General features: G+C 73.2%; 14 protein-coding genes. 5 read left to right on the top strand and 9 right to left on the bottom strand.

All coding sequences use genetic code 11. From position 1 onward, the window contains the following. Positions 1-70: 70 nt before the first annotated feature. Positions 71-3,472: a M28 family peptidase gene (locus ACBI99_RS37985; protein ID WP_357591976.1), complete on the top strand. Its 3,402-nt coding sequence runs from the start codon at positions 71-73 to the stop codon at positions 3,470-3,472. Between the two features lie 61 nt (positions 3,473-3,533). On the opposite strand, the gene ACBI99_RS37990 is transcribed toward ACBI99_RS37985, so the two are convergent. From ACBI99_RS37990 to ACBI99_RS38010, 5 genes are all read right to left on the bottom strand, one after another. Beyond that, positions 3,534-6,365, bottom strand: coding sequence for an AAA family ATPase (locus ACBI99_RS37990; protein ID WP_375074691.1), 2,832 nt, complete (start codon positions 6,363-6,365; stop codon positions 3,534-3,536). Positions 6,366-6,485: 120 nt separating this feature from the next. After that, positions 6,486-6,914 carry a hypothetical protein gene (locus ACBI99_RS37995; RefSeq protein ID WP_219508019.1) on the bottom strand — a complete coding sequence of 143 codons (429 nt, stop codon included), beginning with the start codon at positions 6,912-6,914 and terminating at the stop codon, positions 6,486-6,488. A gap of 17 nt (positions 6,915-6,931) precedes the next feature. After that, complete coding sequence (locus ACBI99_RS38000; RefSeq protein WP_375074692.1) at positions 6,932-7,735, bottom strand: glycerophosphodiester phosphodiesterase; 804 nt, start codon at positions 7,733-7,735, stop codon at positions 6,932-6,934. Between the two features lie 88 nt (positions 7,736-7,823). Beyond that, the gene (locus tag ACBI99_RS38005) at positions 7,824-8,963 is read right to left on the bottom strand and encodes a phosphatidylserine/phosphatidylglycerophosphate/cardiolipin synthase family protein (RefSeq protein ID WP_219508015.1); all 1,140 of its coding nucleotides are present in this window, start codon (positions 8,961-8,963) and stop codon (positions 7,824-7,826) included. 132 nt (positions 8,964-9,095) lie between these two features. Then, on the bottom strand, positions 9,096-10,112 hold the full coding sequence (locus ACBI99_RS38010; RefSeq protein WP_375074693.1) for a hydroxyacid dehydrogenase: 1,017 nt from the start codon (positions 10,110-10,112) through the stop codon (positions 9,096-9,098). Between the two features lie 124 nt (positions 10,113-10,236). Here ACBI99_RS38010 and ACBI99_RS38015 point away from each other — a divergent pair, with 124 nt between their 5' ends. Genes ACBI99_RS38015 through ACBI99_RS38025 form a run of 3 tightly spaced genes read left to right on the top strand, consistent with a single transcriptional unit; the run spans position 10,237 to position 12,199 of the window. Beyond that, positions 10,237-10,950, top strand: a complete 714-nt coding sequence (locus ACBI99_RS38015) for a polysaccharide deacetylase family protein (protein ID WP_357591983.1) — start codon at positions 10,237-10,239, stop codon at positions 10,948-10,950. A gap of 36 nt (positions 10,951-10,986) precedes the next feature. Then, complete coding sequence (locus ACBI99_RS38020) at positions 10,987-11,817, top strand: NAD-dependent protein deacetylase (RefSeq protein ID WP_219508011.1); 831 nt, start codon at positions 10,987-10,989, stop codon at positions 11,815-11,817. A gap of 4 nt (positions 11,818-11,821) precedes the next feature. Further along, positions 11,822-12,199, top strand: coding sequence for a YchJ family protein (locus tag ACBI99_RS38025; protein ID WP_219508009.1), 378 nt, complete (start codon positions 11,822-11,824; stop codon positions 12,197-12,199). A gap of 4 nt (positions 12,200-12,203) precedes the next feature. Here the strand turns inward: ACBI99_RS38025 and ACBI99_RS38030 are convergent, their stop codons facing one another. Then, positions 12,204-12,536 (bottom strand): hypothetical protein, encoded by a 333-nt coding sequence (locus ACBI99_RS38030; protein ID WP_219508007.1) that lies wholly within the window; start codon positions 12,534-12,536, stop codon positions 12,204-12,206. Positions 12,537-12,545: 9 nt separating this feature from the next. Then, a complete protein-coding gene (locus tag ACBI99_RS38035; RefSeq protein WP_375074694.1) occupies positions 12,546-14,201 on the bottom strand; it encodes a hypothetical protein in 1,656 nt (551 codons plus the stop codon). Between the two features lie 382 nt (positions 14,202-14,583). Here ACBI99_RS38035 and ACBI99_RS38040 point away from each other — a divergent pair, with 382 nt between their 5' ends. Then, positions 14,584-16,053 carry an RICIN domain-containing protein gene (locus ACBI99_RS38040; protein WP_375074695.1) on the top strand — a complete coding sequence of 490 codons (1,470 nt, stop codon included), beginning with the start codon at positions 14,584-14,586 and terminating at the stop codon, positions 16,051-16,053. Positions 16,054-16,114: 61 nt separating this feature from the next. Here ACBI99_RS38040 and ACBI99_RS38045 read toward each other — a convergent pair whose 3' ends face one another. After that, a complete protein-coding gene (locus tag ACBI99_RS38045; protein ID WP_375074696.1) occupies positions 16,115-16,618 on the bottom strand; it encodes a hypothetical protein in 504 nt (167 codons plus the stop codon). Positions 16,619-16,826: 208 nt separating this feature from the next. Beyond that, a complete protein-coding gene (locus ACBI99_RS38050; RefSeq protein ID WP_375074697.1) occupies positions 16,827-17,951 on the bottom strand; it encodes a cellulose binding domain-containing protein in 1,125 nt (374 codons plus the stop codon). Positions 17,952-18,328 lie beyond the last annotated feature (377 nt).

Below are 18,328 nucleotides of genomic sequence, written 5' to 3' on the forward strand. Positions count from 1 at the left end.
GGCAGGGCGACCGCATGTGCCCACAAGGCGCGGCTCTGCCATGGGAAGAATCCGAAAGGAGCCTCCCATCGTGAGACGCAAAGCTTTAGTGGCGGCGGCCGTGGGCATCACCACGGCCGCCTCGCTGACTTTGTCGGCATTGCCGGCCGAGGCCAAGCCGCCCGGCGCCCAGAAGGGCCTGGCGGCGGCGGCCGTGGCCGACCCCGAGTCCCGGGCCGCGGCCGTCGCGGACCAGGCCGTGCAGAGCGGGCTGGACAACCTGGTCAAGGGCCCCGACGAGGCCTACCGCCGGGTGGGCGTCACCGCCGGCGCCAACGAGATGTTCTACGTCGCCTACGAGCGCACGTACAAGGGCCTGCCGATGGTCGGCGGCGACGCCGTCGTCGTCACCGACGGGGCGGGCCGCGTCCGCGACACGGTCGCGGCGTCCGGTCCCACCGGCGCCGACGTGCCGACCAAGGCGACCGTCAGCGCGGCCGAGGCGCTCAAGACCGCCAGGACCAAGCTCTCCCGCGTCGACGACACCCGGGCCCCGCGCCTGGTCGTCCTCGCCTGGGGCGACAAGCCCAGGCTGACCTGGGAAGCCGTCGTCTCCGGCATCGCCGGCGGCAAGCCGAGCATCCAGCACGTGTTCGTCGACGCCGTCACCGGCGAGGTCGCCGACTCCTACGACGTGGTCCGCGCCGGCACGGGCAACGGCTACTACTACGGCCAGGTCACGATCGCCACCAGCGGCTCCGGCAGCTCGTACTCGATGACCGACACGAGCAGGCCCGGCATCCGGTGCGGCGGCCAGAACGGCTCCGCCTACACCGGCACCGACGACAGCTGGGGCAACGGCTCCGGCACCAACCTGGAGACCGCCTGCGTCGACGCCCTGTACGGGGTGCAGCGCCAGTGGGACATGCTGCGCGACTGGCTCGGCCGCAACGGGATCAACGGCAACGGCGGCGGCTTCCCCGCCCGCGTCGGGCTCAACGACGTCAACGCCTACTGGAACGGCAGCTACACCAACTTCGGCCACAACCAGGCCAACACCCGGCAGGCCACGCCGATCGACGTGGTGGCGCACGAGTTCGGCCACGCCATCTTCCAGACCACGCCCGGCGGCGCCGGGTCCGGCAACGAGAACGGCGGCCTGAACGAGGCGACGGGCGACATCTTCGGCGCGCTCACCGAGCACTACGCCAACAACCCGAACGACCCGCCGGACTACCTGGTCGGCGAGGAGGTCGACCTGGTCGGCCAGGGCCCGATCCGCAACATGTACAACCCGGGCCTGCTCAACGACCCGAACTGCTACAGCAACCAGATCCCGAACACCGAGGTGCACGCGGCGGCCGGCCCGCTGAACCACTGGTTCTACCTGCTGGCCGAGGGCAGCAACCCGGGCGGCGGCAAGCCGTCCAGCCCGATCTGCTCCGGCGGCCCCTCGTCGGTGACCGGCATCGGCATCCAGGACGCCGGCAAGATCTTCATGAGCGCGCTGGGCCGCAAGACCTCCTCCTGGCGGTACGTGAACGTCCGCTCGGCGTCGGTCGCGGCGGCCGTCGAGCTGTTCGGCGCCAACAGCGCCGCCTGCAACACCACCAAGGCGGCGTGGAACGCGGTGAGCGTGCCGGCGCAGTCCGGCGAGCCCGCCTGCGGCACCCCGGGCAACGACTTCTCGATCGCGCTCAACCCCGCCAGTGGCAGCGCCGAGCCCGGTCAGCAGGCCACGACCGTGGTCAGCACGCAGACCACCTCGGGCAGCTCCCAGACGGTCAACCTGTCGGCCACCGGCCTGCCCAGCGGCACCACGGCCAGCTTCAACCCGGCGTCGGTGACCTCGGGCAACTCCTCCACCCTGACCCTGTCGGTCGGCTCCTCGACGGCGGAGGGCACGTACCCGATCACCGTGACCGGGAGCGGGTCGGCGACGCACACGGCGACGTTCACGCTGACGGTCGGCCCGGGCGGGCCCGTCGAGGTGCCGGACGTGAGCCTGGCCAACGTCAAGGCGCACATCACGCAGTTCCAGTCGATCGCGACCTCCAACGGCGGGAACCGCAGGTCGACCGGGCCCGGCTACACGGCGTCGGTGTCCTACGTCGAGGGCAAGCTGCGCGAGGCCGGCTACACCGTGGTCCGGCAGGCGTGCACCTCCGGCTGCACCAGCGGCTCCGGCCCCAACCTGATCGCCGACTGGCCGGGCGGTGACGACAACCAGGTCATCATGTCCGGCGCGCACCTCGACGGCGTGAGCGCGGGACCCGGCATCAACGACAACGCCTCGGGCTCCAGCGCCCTGCTGGAGGTCGCGCTGACGCTGGCCAGGGAGAACCCGCAGCTGGCCAAGCACGTCAGGTTCGGCTGGTGGACCGACGAGGAGCAGGGCCTGAACGGCTCGGAGTTCTACGTCTCGCGGCTCAGCGCGGCCGACCGGGCCAAGATCCAGGTCTACTACAACTACGACATGGTCGGCTCGCCCAACGGCGGCTACTTCATCAACAACATCACCACCGCCGGCGCGGCGCCGCTCAAGGAGTTCTACGACGGCCTGAACCTGCGGCCGGAGGAGAACGTCGAGGGCGCCAACCGCTCCGACGACGCCTCCTTCCGCAACGCCGGCATCGCCAGCTCCGGGGTCGCGGCGGGCGCCAGCGCCACCAAGACGGCGACGCAGGCCTCGAAGTGGGGCGGCCAGTCGGGACGCGCGTACGACTCCTGCTACCACGCCGCCTGCGACACCAGCGCCAACATCAACGACACGATCCTCGACCGGGCCTCCGACGCCGCCATGTACGCCGTCTGGAAGCAGGCGGTCGGCGGCGAGACCCCTGACCGGGACTTCTCGGTCTCGGCCAGCCCCGCCTCCGGCACCGTCCAGGCGGGCTCGGCGGCCACCACCACCATCGGCACGACGACCACGGCCGGCACCCCGCAGACCGTGAACCTGTCCGCCTCCGGCCTGCCGCAGGGCGCCACGGCCGGCTTCAACCCGGCCTCGGTGACCTCCGGCGGCTCCTCCACCCTGACGATCACCACCTCGGCCACCACGCCGGCCGGCGACTACAGCATCACCGTCACCGGCACCGGCGAGACGGCCACCCGGACGGTCCGCTACGCGCTGACCGTCGAGGGCGGCTCGGGCGGCCGGACCTTCACCAACGGCACCGACTACCGCATCTACGACTACAGCTACGTGCAGAGTCCCGTCTCGTCCACGGCGAGCGGCACCGCCGCCTCGCCGGTCAGGCTCTCCATCACGATCGACCACACGTGTGCCGAGGACCTGGACATCTACCTGCGCGGGCCCAACGGCACCTGGTACGCGGTCGACAGGTACGGCGGCACCTCCTGCACGCCGTACGGCACCCGGACGTTCTCCGTCCCGGTGAGTCAGCAGGCCGCGGGCACCTGGGTGCTCTGGGTCGAGGACGTCTACGCCGGTGACACCGGCTTCCTCGACTCCTGGAGCATCACCGTCTAGCGGTTCCGCCTTCGGGCCCCGGCCGGCACCCCCTCCCCGGCCGGGGCCTTCCCCTGTGCCCTCACGGGGGCGGGTCCACCTCGTTGCGGGTGCGCACGCCGAGTTTGTGCAGCACGCTGGCCACGTGCGTGTCGACGGTCCGGCGCGACAGGAACAGCACTTCGGCGATCTCCCGGTTGGTGCGGCCCGACGCGACCAGCCTGGCCACCTCCGCCTCCCGGGGCGACAGCACGCCGCCGCGCCCCCTGCGGCCCCGGCGCGGCGCGCTCGCGCCGATCTCCCGCAGCGCGTGCCGGCAGCGCGCCGCGTCGTGGGAGGCGCCGAGCACCGCGTAGCGCTCGGCCGCGTCGGCGATGATCTGCGCCGCCGCCTCCCGCGCCCCCAGCGCCAGCCGCGCCTCCGCCTCGGCCTCCGCCGCCCGCGCCGCCGCGTACGGGCGCGGCATCGTCTCGTACGCGGCCCGCGCCCCGGCGTGCAGCCTGGCCGCCTCCTCGAACAGGCCGCGCTCACCGGCCAGCCGGGCCCGCGCCGAGCCGAGCGCCGCCTGCGCCGACGGCGCGTCGCGGCCCGCCACCCCGTCGGCGAACTCGGCCACCAGCGCCTCGGCGTCCGCCCGGCGGCCCGACCTGAGCAGCGCGGCCACCGCCGCCGGGACGAGCTGGTCGCCCCACACCCACACCCCCTTGCGGCGCAGCCGGGCCACCGCCCGGTCCGCCTCGCGCACCGCCCCCTCCAGCGCGTCACGGGCCAGGTGCAGCTCCACCAGCCCGCCCGAGGCCGCCGCCGCCACCGGCAGGAACGCCGAGTCCACGTCCTGCAGCCCGGCCGCGCCCAGGTGGCAGGCGGCCTCCTCCCACTCGCCGGTCGCCATCGCCAGCATGCCGAGGGCCAGCCGGGCGTCGGCCGCCAGCATCGGCACCTCCGACGTCATCTCCACCACGGCCGCTGCCCGCTCGCGCAGCCCCTCCCAGCGGCCGGTCAGCCAGTCGAGCCGGATCGACGACACGTCCACCAGCCACACCGGGTAGAGGGCGCCGCTCTCCTCGGCGACCCGCCTGCTCTCGCGGGCGAACCTGGCCGCCTCGCCGTAGTGGCCGAGCGCCACCGCGGCGTCGCACAGGTTCGCGTAGCCGCGCGCCACCTGCCGCCGCGCCGCCGCCGACCGGGCGCCCTCCGGCAGCGTCTCCGCCAGCTCGAACGCGTCCGGCGCGCCGACCAGCATCGCCATCGACACCTTGTTGGCGTGCACCGCCGTGCGCAGCTCCGGGTCGTCGGCCGAGCACAGCAGGCTCTCGGCCTGCGCCATCCACTTCTCGTGGCAGGCCAGCGGCTCACCGCCCCACGACGGCATCGCCAGCAGCGCCAGCCCGCGCGCCGCCACGCCCGGCCGGTCCTCCAGGTCGGCGAGCGCCGCCAGCACCTCCCTGCGGCCCTCCGCCACCGCGCCCGCCTGGTTCGACAGCAGCACGCCCAGGTTCAGCCTGGCCTCGCCGCGTACGTGCCGGGGCAGGAAGTCGTCCGACAGCAGGTGCCGCAGCAGCCGCACCGACCTGCGGTACGACAGGCCGATCGCGGCCACGCGGCTGAGCTGCAACGCCAGCGGGCCCCGGGCGTCGGGCGGCAGCGCCGGGTCGGCCAGCATGCCCTCCAGCACCTCGATGGCCAGCGGCACGTCGCCGACCGCCGCCGCGTGCTCCGAGGCGGCCCCGCCGTGCCGCCGCCAGGCCGCCAGCTCGCCCGCCCGCCGCGCGTGGTAGGCGAGCTGCACCAGCGGCGGCGGGTCCAGCCCGGCCAGCTCGGCCATCGCCCGGCCGTGGATCAGCCGCCGGTCCGGGCCCGGGATCGCGTCGTAGACCGCCTGCTGGGCCAGCGCGTGGCGGAACCCGTACAGCGCGTCGGGCCGCTCCAGCAGCACCCCGGCCCGCAGCGCCTCGCGCAGCCCGTGGGCGGCGGCGCCGGAGCCCGACACGGCGGCGATCAGCGACTCGTCGGCGGGCAGCCGCAGCACGGCGGCGGCCTGCACCGCGTGCAGGGCGGCGGGGGACAGGCCGGCCAGCCGCTCGGCCATCGCCTCCCGCAGCAGCACCGGCACCGCGATCCGGTCCAGCGCCTCCTCGTCGCCGGGCTCCTGGAGCGACCGCACGACCTCTTCGATCACAAACGGCACCCCGGCCGTCCGCTCGTGCAGCCGCGCCGCGAACCCGGCCGTCACGGGGGCGCCGCCCAGCAGCTCGCCGGCGAGCGCCCGTACGCCCGCCACGTCGAGCGACGTCAGCGAGATCACCTCGCTCGTCACGTCGGGCGGGTGCCGGTAGGCGTGCCCGAACGGCAGCCCCGGCACCGGCAGATCCTCCCGCCGGAACGTCACCACCAGCGCCAGCCCCTCGGGCGGCCGGCCGATGAGAAAGCGCAGCAGGTCACGGGTGCCGTCGTCGGCCCAGTGCAGGTCCTCCACGACCAGCACCACGGGCGCGGCCACGGCCAGCAGCGCGTGCACCCCGCGGAACAGCCGGTGCCGCTCGGCGCGCGGGTCGTCCAGCGGCGGCGGCGTCGGAGCCGGCGGCAGGTGCCCGGCCAGCTCGGGAAGGTAGCCGCCCACGGCCCCCGTCACGGGGTTGAGCCGGTCCCGGCCAGGCAGCGCGCCGCCGATCTGCCGCAGCGCGTCGAAGACCGGCCCGTACGGGAACGGCTCGCGGATCTGGTGACAGTGCCCGAGCAGCACGGTGTGGCGGTCCGGATCCAGCCGGTCGACGGCCGTCCGGACCAGCCGGGTCTTCCCGATGCCCGCCTCGCCCTGGACGAGGGCCACGGCGGGCGGACGGGTGATCGCGCCGATGAGCGCTCGCAGGTGCGCGTCGCGGCCCACCAGCGCGGGAGATGCCTCGCTCGTCATCGGCGTCTCCGAGCCAGTGCGGTTTTACTGCCTCTGCCGACACCTGTTATCCACCACTTGTTACCGAGTGGTCAACACTTGGTTGGGTTTCGGGGGTTATCGGTTACCTGCGGGAAGCCTTTACGGTGCCGCCTCGTGACCCGGCAGACCCGGCGTGCGCCTGCGCTGCTTCATCTCCGCCTCGTGGACGTGGCGGCGGCCCCCGGCCAGCCGATCGCGCACGTGCGCCTCCATCTCCTGGAAGGCCGCGTAGTACAGCGCGTCGTACTCCTCGACCACCTGGAACGTCCACCGGCCGTCGATCACGTTCAGCCCGATGAGCTCCCGCTCGACGCGGTCGGCCAGCTCCTGGTGCCCGGTCCGGCGTAGCAGCTCGACGGCCCGGTCGAGGCGGGCGTCGGCGCTGCCGGTGAGCTGGTGCCACGCGTACAGGTGGCCCCGCGCCCGGTGCGTCGTCTCCAGCGCCTCGCTCAGCGCGCCCAGTGCCTCGACCGTCTCGTCCGACATGCCCTCCGGGCGGAGGTGATCGGGATCCTGCTCTGTCGCCATGCCGTCCCGGCTACCCGTCAAAGGGCGTCGAGAACGTCGGGCCGGTTGGTGATGATGCCGTCCACGCCGTAGCCGACCAGCCGGCGCATGGCGGCCGCGTCGTCCACCGTCCAGGCGAACACCCGCATCCCGTGCCGCTGCACGAGCCGCACGTAGTCGCGGGTCAGGCCGCCGTACGGCGGGTTGACCTGGTCGGCGAACTCCGACAGCCCGTCCAGCTCGGCGGCAGGCGGGGTGCCGAGCAGCCCGATCGCGGCCTCCGGCATGACGTCGTGGAAGCGGCGCATCGAGCCGTGGTCGAACGACTGCACCACCAGCGGGCCCCGCCACGAGCGGCGCAGCTCCCCGGCCACCCGCGCCTCGATCCCCCGGTACAGGCGGGGCTCCTTGACCTCCACCAGCACGCCGAGCCCGCTGCCGCTCATCTCGCGCAGCGCCTCCCGCAGCGTGGGCACCGGCTCCCCGGCGAAGCGGCGCCCGGACCACGACCCGGCGTCCAGCTCGCGGATCTCGTCCAGGGTGAAGTCGCCCACCCGCCACGGCGCCCGGCCGGGGAAGACCCGCTCGGCGTCGGTGGTGCGGGCCAGCGTGGCGTCGTGCATGAGGACGGGCTGGCCGTCGCGGGTCAGCCGCACGTCCAGCTCGAACGCGTCGGCGCCCAGCTCGGCGGCCAGCCGGAAGGCCGCCAGCGTGTTCTCCGGCGCGTAGGCGGACGCGCCGCGATGGGCGACGTTGGCCACCGGGGCCGCCGAGGCCGCCGTCGCGGGGGTGAGGAACAGGGCCAGTACGGTCATGACGATCAAGCCGGCGAGTCGGAACATGGATCTCCTCGTACTCGGGAGCGGCCGATGAGCCGAATCTGACTGACCGTCATGACCAACTGTTGAGAGCCACGTGACTCCCAGGTGGCTAGGACGCGGCGGCGGCGCGCATCCTGTCGAAGTTCGCCACGAACTGGGCGTGAATCGCCTTGTTGTTGAGCCGCAACAGGGTGTCGTCGTTGCGGCGCAGCGACGTCTGGTTGTAGTTGTGGCTGCCCGTATAGACCCAGCCGTCGACCAGCAGGTACTTGGAGTGGATGCGGCCGGGCAGCGCGCTGCCGGAGCTCAGCGTGCGCAGCTCGATCCTCGGCTCGGCGCGCAGCGCCGCCTCCACCTCCGCGTCCAGCACGCCCGCGACGACCTGCACCGTGCACCCCTCGCGGGCCAGCTCGGCCAGCCGTTCGGCGATCGCGACCCGGTAGCCGTCCCACTCCGACATGCCGACGCGGATCGGGGCGCCGTCGCGGCAGGAGACCCCGTCCAGCGCCTCCACGATCGGGTCGCCCTCGGCGCTGGGGAAGAAGTGCGCCCGCACCGAGCCGCCCGCCGCCCCCGTCCGCACGACCCGGTCGTAGTCGAGGCTCTTCCGCTCGGCGGCCAGGTCGGCGAAGTAGGAGGCGTACGCCTCGTGCAGCCGCCGGTTGCCCGCCAGCACGACGGCGTTGTTCCAGTACGTGGTCGAGTTCAGGTTCGTCAGGTTGGCCGACGACTGCACGACCACGTCGGACGCGCCTCCCGTACGGGAGAACAGGTAGAACTTGTTGTGCTGCCCCTTGTCCCCGACGCAGGCGGCGGTGCCGCCCGACATCGGCCCGGAGCACACGTGCGCGAACGAGGCGGCCGAGGTGTCCGTGCCCAGGACGGCGGCGAGCCGCTCGGCCACCGCCTTGCCGCGCGCGTCGCCGTCCAGCACCACCTGCACCCGCACGCCCCGCTCGTGCGCCTTGAGCAGCTCGGCGGCGAACTCGCTGCCGGCCGTGCCCGACATGACGAAGTGCGCGATCCTGATGCCGGCCCCGGCGGGGGTCTGGCGGACCAGGTCGCAGAGCCTGCTCACGATGGCGACCGGGTCGCCGCCCACCGGCTCGCTGAACACCGCCCCGGAGGTCACCGGCGTGCGCGGCGCGCCGGCGCACGACGACGACGTGCCGGCTGCGGCGGGGGCGGCGACGGCCCCGGAGCCCAGCAGGGCCCCGATCGCCAGGGTGGACAGGATCGCGCTACGCATGGTGCCACTACTTCCTTCGACGAACTGCTGCGCGGCGATCCTGGCCGGTCGCGGCGACGGCAGCCTGAAGGCGAGGTCAACGCCCGGCGAACGTCAAGGGGGCGACGGCGCCGCGCGAGCCGGTCCCGGGGGTCAGGCGCTCACCGCGATGTCGTCGGCGGTGACGGCCGCGCGCGGCGGCCGCCCGGACAGGTAGCGTTCGAGCTCGTCGAGCGCGCTCTCGCTCATCCGCCGGGTCTCGGACCCGAGGGACCCGGCGACGTGCGGGGTGATCATGACGTTGGGCAGGTCGTACAGCGGCGAATCGGCCGGCAGCGGCTCCGGCTCCGTGACGTCGAGGATCGCGTGGAGCCGCCCGGAGCCGCACTCGCGCTCCAGGGCGGCGGTGTCGAGGACGGAGCCGCGTGCGGTGTTGATGACCGTCGCGCCGTCCCGGAGCAGAGCCAGCTCCGCCGCGCCGATCAGGTGGCGGGTGGCCGGCAGCGCGGGGACGTGCAGGGTGAGCACGTCGCCGGCGCGCAGCAGCTCGGGCAGCGGGACCAGCCGGCCGCCCGCGGCCGCCACCTCGCCGGCGTCCGCGTACGGGTCGGCCACCAGCACGTCGACCTCCAGGCCGCGCAGCCGCTCGGCGACCCGGCGGCCGGTGCGCGAGAAGCCGACGATGCCGACCGTGCGCTCGCGGTTGGACAGCTCGCCGCGCCGCTCCAGGTAGGACCAGTCGTCGCGGTGCCTGCGCGCGTCCTGGGCGAGGAACGGGGCCTTCTTGCCCGCGAAGATGACCGCCGCGAGCGTGAACTCGGCGACCGCGATCGCGTTCACGTCGGCGGCGTTGGTGACGAGGATGCCGCGCCGCCACACCTCGTCGGTGACGAACGGGCGCACCGTGCCCGCGCAGTGGAAGACCGCGCGCAGCTCGGGGGCGTCGGCCAGCACCTCGGCGGTCAGCGGCGGGCAGCCCCACGAAGTGATCAGCACCTCGGTCCGGCGCAGCAGGCCGCGCACCCGCTCGTCGCCGAAACCGGTGACCGGGAGCGGCTCGGCGACCTCGGCGAGGGCGCGCAACCGGCGTAGCTGCGGCTCCTGGAACTGCACGCGGAAGTGCGCGGGGTCCATGACCAGCAGGGCCCGTGGCCGTCGTCCTTCTGTCACTCGAGTCCCTTCGGCGTCCGTGGGCAAGCGCTTACCGGGGTGGTGTCCGATCATGTCCATCGGGAAGCCCACTCTTCCACATAACCGATCAAAGCGGTCAGCCCCTGATTACACTGCTGCACTCATGAACGCATCCCGGACCCGCAGGGCGCTTGCGGTCGCCGTCGCGCTGCTGGTGCTCGTCGCCGTGAGCGGCTACCTGGTCATGAACGCGCGGACGTTCCAGCTGGCCGGACGCCTCGTGGACCGGGTCGAGACGGGCGAGAAGGTCGTGGCGCTGACGTTCGACGACGGGCCCGACGAGCACACCCAGGAGATCATCGACGTGCTCGCCGCCGAGAAGGCGCGCGCCACCTTCTTCGTCGTCGGGTCGCAGCTGCGCGCGTGGCCGCAGCACGGGAAGGCGCTCGTCGCGGCCGGGCACCAGCTCGGCAACCACACGTTCACGCACCGGCGGATGGTGTTCGTGCCGCCCTCGACGGTCGAGGCGGAGATCGAGCCGACCGACGCGCTCATCCGGCAGGCGGGGGAGCGGGGCGACATCCCGTTCCGGCCGCCGACCGGCAAGAAGCTGCTCACGCTGCCGCTCTACCTGGCCGGGCACGACCGCGTCACCGTCATGTGGGACGTGGAGCCCGACTCCGGCGCCACCCCTGCCGCCGCCGAGATCGTCACCCTGGTCCGCGAGCAGGTCAGGCCGGGCTCGATCATCCTGCTCCACCCCTGGTACGGGAGCGGGCGCGAGACCCGCGCGGCCATCGCCGGCGTGGTGAGAGGGCTGCGCGCCGACGGCTACCGGTTCGTCACGGTCGCCGAACTGCTCGCCGATCCCCGGTGACGCGGCCGGTTTGACGCTTTCGGGCACCATGGAAGGGTGAGCGAGAGCGCGAGAAGGTCGCTGGCGGAGCTGGTCGGCGGCGGCGGGGTGGTGGTGCTCAGCGGGGCGGGCCTGTCCACCGAGTCCGGCATCCCCGACTACCGGGGCCCGACGGGCCGCGCCCGCAAGGCCGACCCGATGACCTACCAGCAGTTCGTCGGCAGCGAGGCGGCCCGCCGCCGCTACTGGGCGCGCAGCCACGTCGGCTGGCGGCAGATCGAGGGCGCCCGCCCCAACGACGGCCACCGGGCGGTCGCCGAGCTCGAACGGCGCGGCCTGGTCGCGGGCGTCGTCACCCAGAACGTCGACGGCCTGCACCAGGCCGCCGGCGCCCGCCGGGTGATCGAGCTGCACGGCGGCCTGGACCGGGTGGTCTGCCTCTCGTGCCGCGAACGCACCCCGCGCCTCGACCTCGACGCCCGCCTGCGCGCCGCCAACCCCGGCTGGGACGCCGAGGGCCGCATCAACCCCGACGGCGACGCCGAGCTGACCGCCGAGCAGGAGCAGAGCTTCCGCCTGGTGCCCTGCCTGGCCTGCGGCGGCGTCCTCAAGCCCGACGTGATCTTCTTCGGCGAGAACGTGCCCCGGGTCCGCGTGGACGAGTGCTCGGCCCTCGTGGCCGCCGCCCGCGCCCTGCTCGTGCTCGGCTCGTCCCTGAAGGTGCGCTCGGGCCTGCGCTTCGTCACCAAGGCCGCGGAGCTCGGCATCCCCATCGCCATCGTCAACCAGGGCCCGACCGGCGGCGACGCCGACGCCCTGCTCACCCTCGACGCCCCGCTCGGCCCCACGCTCACCGACCTGACCGGCAGGCTCGTCCCGGCACAATAGGGGGATGGGATGTCACTGCGGGCTGGCCGCCCCCTACCGCGACTGCTGCGGACGCCTCCACCGGGGGGAGGGCGCGGCGCCCACCGCGGAGTCGCTGATGCGGTCGCGGTTCAGCGCGTTCGCCGTGGGCGACGAGGGCTACCTGCTGCGCACCTGGCATCCGGCGACCCGGCCGGCCGGCGTGGGGCTCGACCGGCGGGTGCGGTGGACCGGGCTGGAGATCCTGGAGACCACCGGCGGGAGCGTCGTGCACACCGAGGGCACCGTGCGGTTCCGGGCCCACTACCGGGAGCGGGGCCGGGCGGGCACGATGGAGGAGCACAGCAGGTTCGTCCGGGTGGACGGCCGGTGGGTGTACGAGGGCGCGCTCGACAGCCGGTGACCGATCAGGCGAACAGCGCCTGGATCTGCGCCACGACCTCGACGATGGCCGTCACCTCGGCGGCCCGCACCGAGAGCCGCCGCAGCGCGTCGAGGACGCGGCCCCGGTCCGGCTCGGCCTCCGCCAGCTCCTGCCGGACGTCGGCGGCGTCGCGGCGGGCCCTGGCGGGCTCGGCCAGCTCCGCCTCGTGCTCGGCCAGCAGCCGGTCGAGCCGGTCCAGCAGCAGGCTCGCCTCGCCCGAGCCGCCGTGGTTGACGGTGGCGCGGGCGTTCGGGCCCATCGCGATCGGGCCGTTGACCGTGCCGCCGTCGATGCGGATGCCGTATTGGTCTGCCATGACCGCCTCTCAGCCCCGGGTGTGGTGGTGGGACGACGCCGACGCCTGCATGCCCATCGCGATGGGGCCGTTGACGACGCTGTCGCGCACCGACATGTTCATCATGACGTTGGCCGCCTGCATCCGGTACGTGCCGGTCTCGATCTCCTTGTCCTCCAGGTAGTCGAGCACGGCCTCGGTCAGCCGGTGCTCGATCAGCTTGACGTACTTGGCGGTGTCGAGCAGCTGGAGGTAGGTCTGCATCCCGTGGCTCGCGCCGAGCTCGCGCACGCTGAGCCGGGCCCCGTACGGGTAGACGACGTGGCGGGACGGATCGAGCGTGACGAACTGCTGGCGGACGGCCCGTACGGCGGTGCGCGTCAGCCGCACGGGCGCGGCCAGGACGTCGCGCAGCAGGAGCAGCTTCAGCGCCCGCACCGACTCCCACGCGATCCGCCAGCCCGGCATGTCCGGCAGCCGGTCGACCACGTGGTACGCCTCCTTGGCCGGCGGCAGCGCGGTCACCACGAACTGGGTGTAGAGCATGCGCCCCTCAACCGCCAGGTAGATGAACGCCGAGGTGACGGCCTCCTGGTCCTCCGCCGGGGCGACCAGGCGGCCCGCCGTGTCGCGAATCTCCTGGCCCTCGTGCGCGATCGTGACGCGCTGGTAGTAGCGGACGCCGCCCTGCGGGTGGCGGCTGATGGCGGCGATCTCCTCGGGCGTGGCGTGGTGGCGGGGCCGCCCGTCCTGGCCGATCAGCGGGTGGGCGCCCGGCCAGTCGGTGACCCTGTAGATGCCGCGGGCCACCACGTGGTCGCCGATGTCGAGCCGCCGGATGCCCTCGTTGGGGCGCAGCACCTGGTCGCGCATCTCGGTGAGCCGGGTGCGGACGAAGGCGTGCAGCTCGGCCGGGTCGATGTCGACGGGCCGCTCGCGGCGCTCGGTGCCCCGGCCGGTCTCGGTGACGGTGCGCGCCCGGTCCAGCTCGACGGCGATGGACCAGCTCCGTTCGATGCCGCCGGCGCCCATGAACGCGTCCTCGTTGGCGTACATGGTGACGTTGCCCGTCTGGGCGCGGGCGACGTAGGCGAGGCGGTCGGCGGTCCCGGGCTGGTCGGGGCCGGGCTCGGGCGGGGGAGCGCCGGGCTTGAGCGTGCCGGCGAGCGTCGTGTAGACGATGATCCGGTAGAGGATCGCGACGCCGAGCGTGGCCAGCGGCACCAGGAGCAGGCCGGCGTTCTGGAGGAACGCGTACACGAGCACCGCGCCCGCCGTCACGAAGGAGCCGAAGCCCGTGGCGGCCAGCAGCAGCGCGTAGACGACGAACAGGATCACGTAGCCGCCGAAGGCCCAGAACCACAGCAGCCCGCGCACCAGCATCGGCCCGCGCCGCACCCGTTCCAGCGTGAGCAGCACGAGCGGCAACAGGAACGACAGCCAGCTGATGACGCTCATCGGCGTCAGCGCGAGCCCGAGGAGCAGGATGGCGGTGATCAGCCCGTCGCGGACGACGAGCAGGGAGCGGGAGCGGCGCGCGTGATGGATGATCGGCAGCAGATCGCATCCCCCATAGGACGGCGGAACCGCCCTGAACGGGTCGTCAAGCAATTCGTTCAGCACTTTGTCCCGGAAATCGCTGTCCAGGTACGCGCCGCCGCACAGGTAGCGGGTGGTGTTGCTCATCCGGGGGGCGCTCATCCCCGTGGGGGGTGTGAGCTGGGGTTCCGCCGGGGCGTGGCTCAGGTCCACGGGGCTCTCCCTGTGAATGTACGAGCGCGAGGACCATATAGGCGGACAGCCCTTTCCCGGATGGGTTGTTATCGAATAGCCGCGCACCGAAACCCCGAATCCCACTTTATGGCGATAAATCCTCCTTAAGGGGTTAAGTTGCGTCACACGCTTATTCCAGGGTGAAACTTTCACGGCCGGTTGACGCTAGGAAAGCGCTTACCTACATTAAGGCTGTCGCGCATACGTATGCCATTCAGACATGTGAACGAGTACTCGCTGGGGGACAGGAGGGCGGGCCGGACCTGGCCCGCCCGAGGCCGGCAAGGAGCTCAGCATGCGACAGATCAGCAACGGCAGGACGAGCGCCGCCACGGCGGCGGCACTGGCGGCGGCGCTGGCGGTGGCCGGGACGGCGGTGGTGGCCATCGCCGCCACCTCGGCGGCGGCAGCGGCGCCCGCGCCCGGCGCGTACACCGTCGTCAACAACGGCAGCGGCCTGTGCCTGACCGTGCCGGGCGGCAGCTCGTCCGACGGCGTCCAGCTCACGCAGACCGGCTGCGGCGGCGCGGCGCAGACCTGGAACCTCGTCGCCGACGGCGGCGGCTTCCAGCTCAAATCCGCCCACAGCGGCAGGTGCGCCGGCGTCGAGGACGCCAGTACCTCCGCGGGCAAGGCCGTCCAGCAGGAGAGCTGCACGGGCGCGGCCTCCCAGCGGTGGAACGTCACCGAGGCCGGCGCCGCCTACCGGATCGTCAACGCCAACGGCGGCAAGTGCCTCAACATCAGGGACAACTCGACCGCCTCCGGCGCGCTCGTGCAGACCAACTCGTGCGACTCGGTGGCGACCAAGCAATGGCGGCTCGTCCCCGCAGGCTCCACCCCGACGGACCCGCCCACCGACCCGCCGACGGACCCGCCCACAGACCCGCCCACCGATCCGCCGGGCAACGCGGACGGGCTGGTCGGCTGGGCCACCCAGGGCGGCGGCACCACGGGCGGCGGCGGCGCCTCGCCCGTCACCGTCTCCAGCGCCTCCGCGCTGGCCAGTGCCCTCTCGGGGACGAACGCGGCGGTGGTCCGGGTGTCCGGCACCATCTCCTGCTCCGGCATGATCCGCGTCGGCTCCAACAAGTCGCTGCTGGGCAACTCCGGCGCGACGATCAGCGGCTGCGGCCTCAACGTCTCCGAGGCGTCCAACGTCGTCATCCGCAACCTGAACTTCCGAGGCTGGGGCGACGACGCGATCAACGTCCAGTACTCGACCCGGGTGTGGATCGACCACAACTCCTTCAGCGACGGCTACGACGGTGCCGTGGACGTCAAACGGGCCAGCGACTACGTCACGATCTCCTGGAACCGCGTCTTCGACCACGACAAGTCGATGCTGCTCGGCCACAGCGACGGCAACGGCTCCGAGGACAGCGGGCGCCTGCGGGTGACGTACCACCACAACTGGTTCGACGGCAGCAACCAGCGGCACCCGCGCGTGCGCTCCGGCAACCCGGTGCACGTCTACAACAACCTGTACTCGAACGTCGGCGGCTACGGCGTGGCCTCAACCGAGGGCGCCGGAGTGCTGGTCGAGGGCAACTACTTCGAGAACACCGAGGACCCGTTCCACCTCGGTGAGGGCAGCTCCGACCCGGGCAGCCTCGTCGCCAGGAACAACCACTTCGTCAACTCCGGCACGGGCCAGACCGGCGGCAGCGTCCGTTCCATTCCGTACGCGTACACGCTCGACCCGGCCTCCAGCGTCAAGTCGATCGTGAGCGCGGGCGCCGGGGCGGGCAGGATCTCCGTCTGACCGGATCTTCCGCACCGGACACGTAGCGCGGCGCCCGCCACGGGCGCCGCGCTGCGGCTGTTCACGGGCCGCCCGCCACGGGCGCCAGCCCGATGCCGAACGTCAGCACGAGCCGGCCGGGCGGCGCGTGCCCGCCGGGAAGCGCGAACAGCACGAGCACCATCCCCTCCGGCAGCCGCTCGCCGAGCCCGTCACACAGCTCCCGGAGCTCGCGAATCGCCCCGCCCAGCATCGGACGGCCGCCGTCGGCGTCGAGGACGAGCCAGCCCAGCGGGAGGACAGGCCACGCGGGCCTGGCCCCGGCGCAGGACGCGCCCTGGGCGGCCTCCAGGGTGTGGCCGCCCAGGCCGGGGAAGTAGCCGAGCCCCGCCGCGTCACCCGGGCACGGCCGGGGCGCCGGCGGCTCGGCGCGCTGCCGCAGCACGCCGAGCGTGGTGAGGACGAGCGAGAACCCGCCGATGATCCCGGCCGCCTCGGCGGCGGCGGCCAGGCCGCGCAGGGTGATCGTGGCGGTCAGGTAGACGAGCGCGCCGGCGGCCAGGAGCGTGGTGACGATCTTCCTCACGCGGGTGCTTCTCCCGTTGTCCGGCATGGGACGGTGCCTCGGCTTCTCTTGGTCGGGCCGCTCGTCAGAGCTCGTTGTTCTCCGTTCTGACGAACGTGTGCCGGAGTCCGCCGAGGCCGTCTAGTCACGATTGGGCAACGTTGAAAATTGAACGACCGGTATTTCCGCTATTTCGTTATTTATTGGCGGCAGAAATTCGCCGTCCGCGTCAACCGGTCGCGCACGTCACGGACGGCGGCGTGTTCGCGCCCGTCCACGAGGCGACGAAACCGAACGTCGCCAACCCGCCGCGCGGGATCGCGCCGTTCCAGGACGCGTTCCGCACCATCACGGCCGCGCCGTCGGCGCTCAGCTCGCCGTTCCAGAGCTGGCTGATGCGCTGCCCGTCGGCGAACGTCCAGCGCACTGTCCACCCGTTCAGCGCCGTGACGCCCGTGTTCGAGACGGTCACCTCGCCCTGGAAGCCGCCCTGCCACTGGCCCGCGTTCCGGAACACGGCCGAGCAGCCCGCGGGCGGGAACGTGGACGTCACCGTCGGGGTTGCGGTCGGGCTCACGGTGGGGGTCGCGGTCGGGCTCACGGTGGGGGTCGCGGTCGGGCTCACGGTGGGGCTCGCTGTCGGCGTGCCCGACAGCGCCTCCACCAGCGCCGGATACCACCGGTCGGAGATCTTCCGGTCGCCCGCCGCGTTCGGGTGCACCCCGTCGTAGGTGTCACCGCCGGTGCCGAAGCCCGTCCACTGGTCCACGACCACCACCGGCGACTGCGCCGTACTGGTCGCCGCCGCCCACGCCGGGATCGCGTCGTTGAGCGCCACCGCCCGCGCGCCGCACTCCGCGCAGGTCGCCGGCGCCATCGGGATGATCTGCGCGACGAGGATCCGCATGGCCGGATTGCTCGCCCGCATCTGCCCCACCAGCTTGGTGTAGGCGGCCAGGATCGTCGCCGTGGGCACGTTGCTCCACACGTCGTTGGTGCCGAAGTGCATGAGCACCACGTCCGGGGAGCTCGCGGCCAGCCAGCCCACGAGTTGGTTCTGGTTCGCCACCGTGGTCACCAGCGCGCCGCCGTGCCCCTCGTTGTCACCGTCGTACGGGACCCCGCACCCCTGGGCGGGCAGCGTGCCGACGAAGTCCACGTTCGTGTGCCCGGCCTCCTGCAACCTGTTCCACAGCAGCGCCCGCCAGCAGCCCGGCGACCCCGTGATCGAGTCGCCCAGCGGCATGACCCGCACGGGCGCCGCGCTCGCCGGCGTGGCCATCGCGAACACCGCCCCCGCGGTCAGCACCAGCATCGCCGCCATGCTCGCCAGCCAAGCCCGGGTCCCCGCCATCCGACCGCTCCCGTCCGTCGCCTGCGCAGATCGTAAGAAACCCCCCGTCCGTCCGGAACCCACCCCACCCCGGTCCCACCCCCGACCTGCACCGCCGCCCCCGAACACCCTGTAACTTTCACCAGCCCGCCGAAGCCAGCCCGCCGAAGCCAGCCCCCCGAAGCGAAGCCAGCCCGCCGAAGCCCGCCCCCGAAGCCCGCCCGCTCCGGGAGGGGCCACCCTGGGCGAGGGACCGTCCGCCGGGGAAGTCGGTGACCCCTCCGGAAGGGGGCCCTGGCGTCTCGGGTGGGGCAGCTCCCTCCGGAGGGGCAGCCCTGCGGGGTCAGCCCCCCAATGGGACAGCCCCCAATGGGACAGCCCCGCCTGGGGCCAGCCGC

The sequence above is a fragment of the Nonomuraea sp. ATR24 genome (assembly GCF_041950485.1).
GTDB classification, from domain to species: domain Bacteria; phylum Actinomycetota; class Actinomycetes; order Streptosporangiales; family Streptosporangiaceae; genus Nonomuraea; species Nonomuraea ceibae.

What these genes read in the sequence shown, in the direction of transcription:
- ACBI99_RS38005 (WP_219508015.1), bottom strand. Translation starts at nt 8,963, where the DNA reads ATGCGTAGCGCGATCCTGTCCACCCTGGCGATCGGGGCCCTGCTGGGC.
- ACBI99_RS37990 (WP_375074691.1), bottom strand. Translation starts at nt 6,365, where the DNA reads ATGACGAGCGAGGCATCTCCCGCGCTGGTGGGCCGCGACGCGCACCTG.
- ACBI99_RS38040 (WP_375074695.1), top strand. Translation starts at nt 14,584, where the DNA reads ATGCGACAGATCAGCAACGGCAGGACGAGCGCCGCCACGGCGGCGGCA.
- ACBI99_RS38000 (WP_375074692.1), bottom strand. Translation starts at nt 7,735, where the DNA reads ATGTTCCGACTCGCCGGCTTGATCGTCATGACCGTACTGGCCCTGTTC.
- ACBI99_RS38050 (WP_375074697.1), bottom strand. Translation starts at nt 17,951, where the DNA reads ATGGCGGGGACCCGGGCTTGGCTGGCGAGCATGGCGGCGATGCTGGTG.
- ACBI99_RS38035 (WP_375074694.1), bottom strand. Translation starts at nt 14,201, where the DNA reads ATGAGCAACACCACCCGCTACCTGTGCGGCGGCGCGTACCTGGACAGC.
- ACBI99_RS38015 (WP_357591983.1), top strand. Translation starts at nt 10,237, where the DNA reads ATGAACGCATCCCGGACCCGCAGGGCGCTTGCGGTCGCCGTCGCGCTG.
- ACBI99_RS38025 (WP_219508009.1), top strand. Translation starts at nt 11,822, where the DNA reads ATGGGATGTCACTGCGGGCTGGCCGCCCCCTACCGCGACTGCTGCGGA.
- ACBI99_RS38030 (WP_219508007.1), bottom strand. Translation starts at nt 12,536, where the DNA reads ATGGCAGACCAATACGGCATCCGCATCGACGGCGGCACGGTCAACGGC.
- ACBI99_RS37995 (WP_219508019.1), bottom strand. Translation starts at nt 6,914, where the DNA reads ATGGCGACAGAGCAGGATCCCGATCACCTCCGCCCGGAGGGCATGTCG.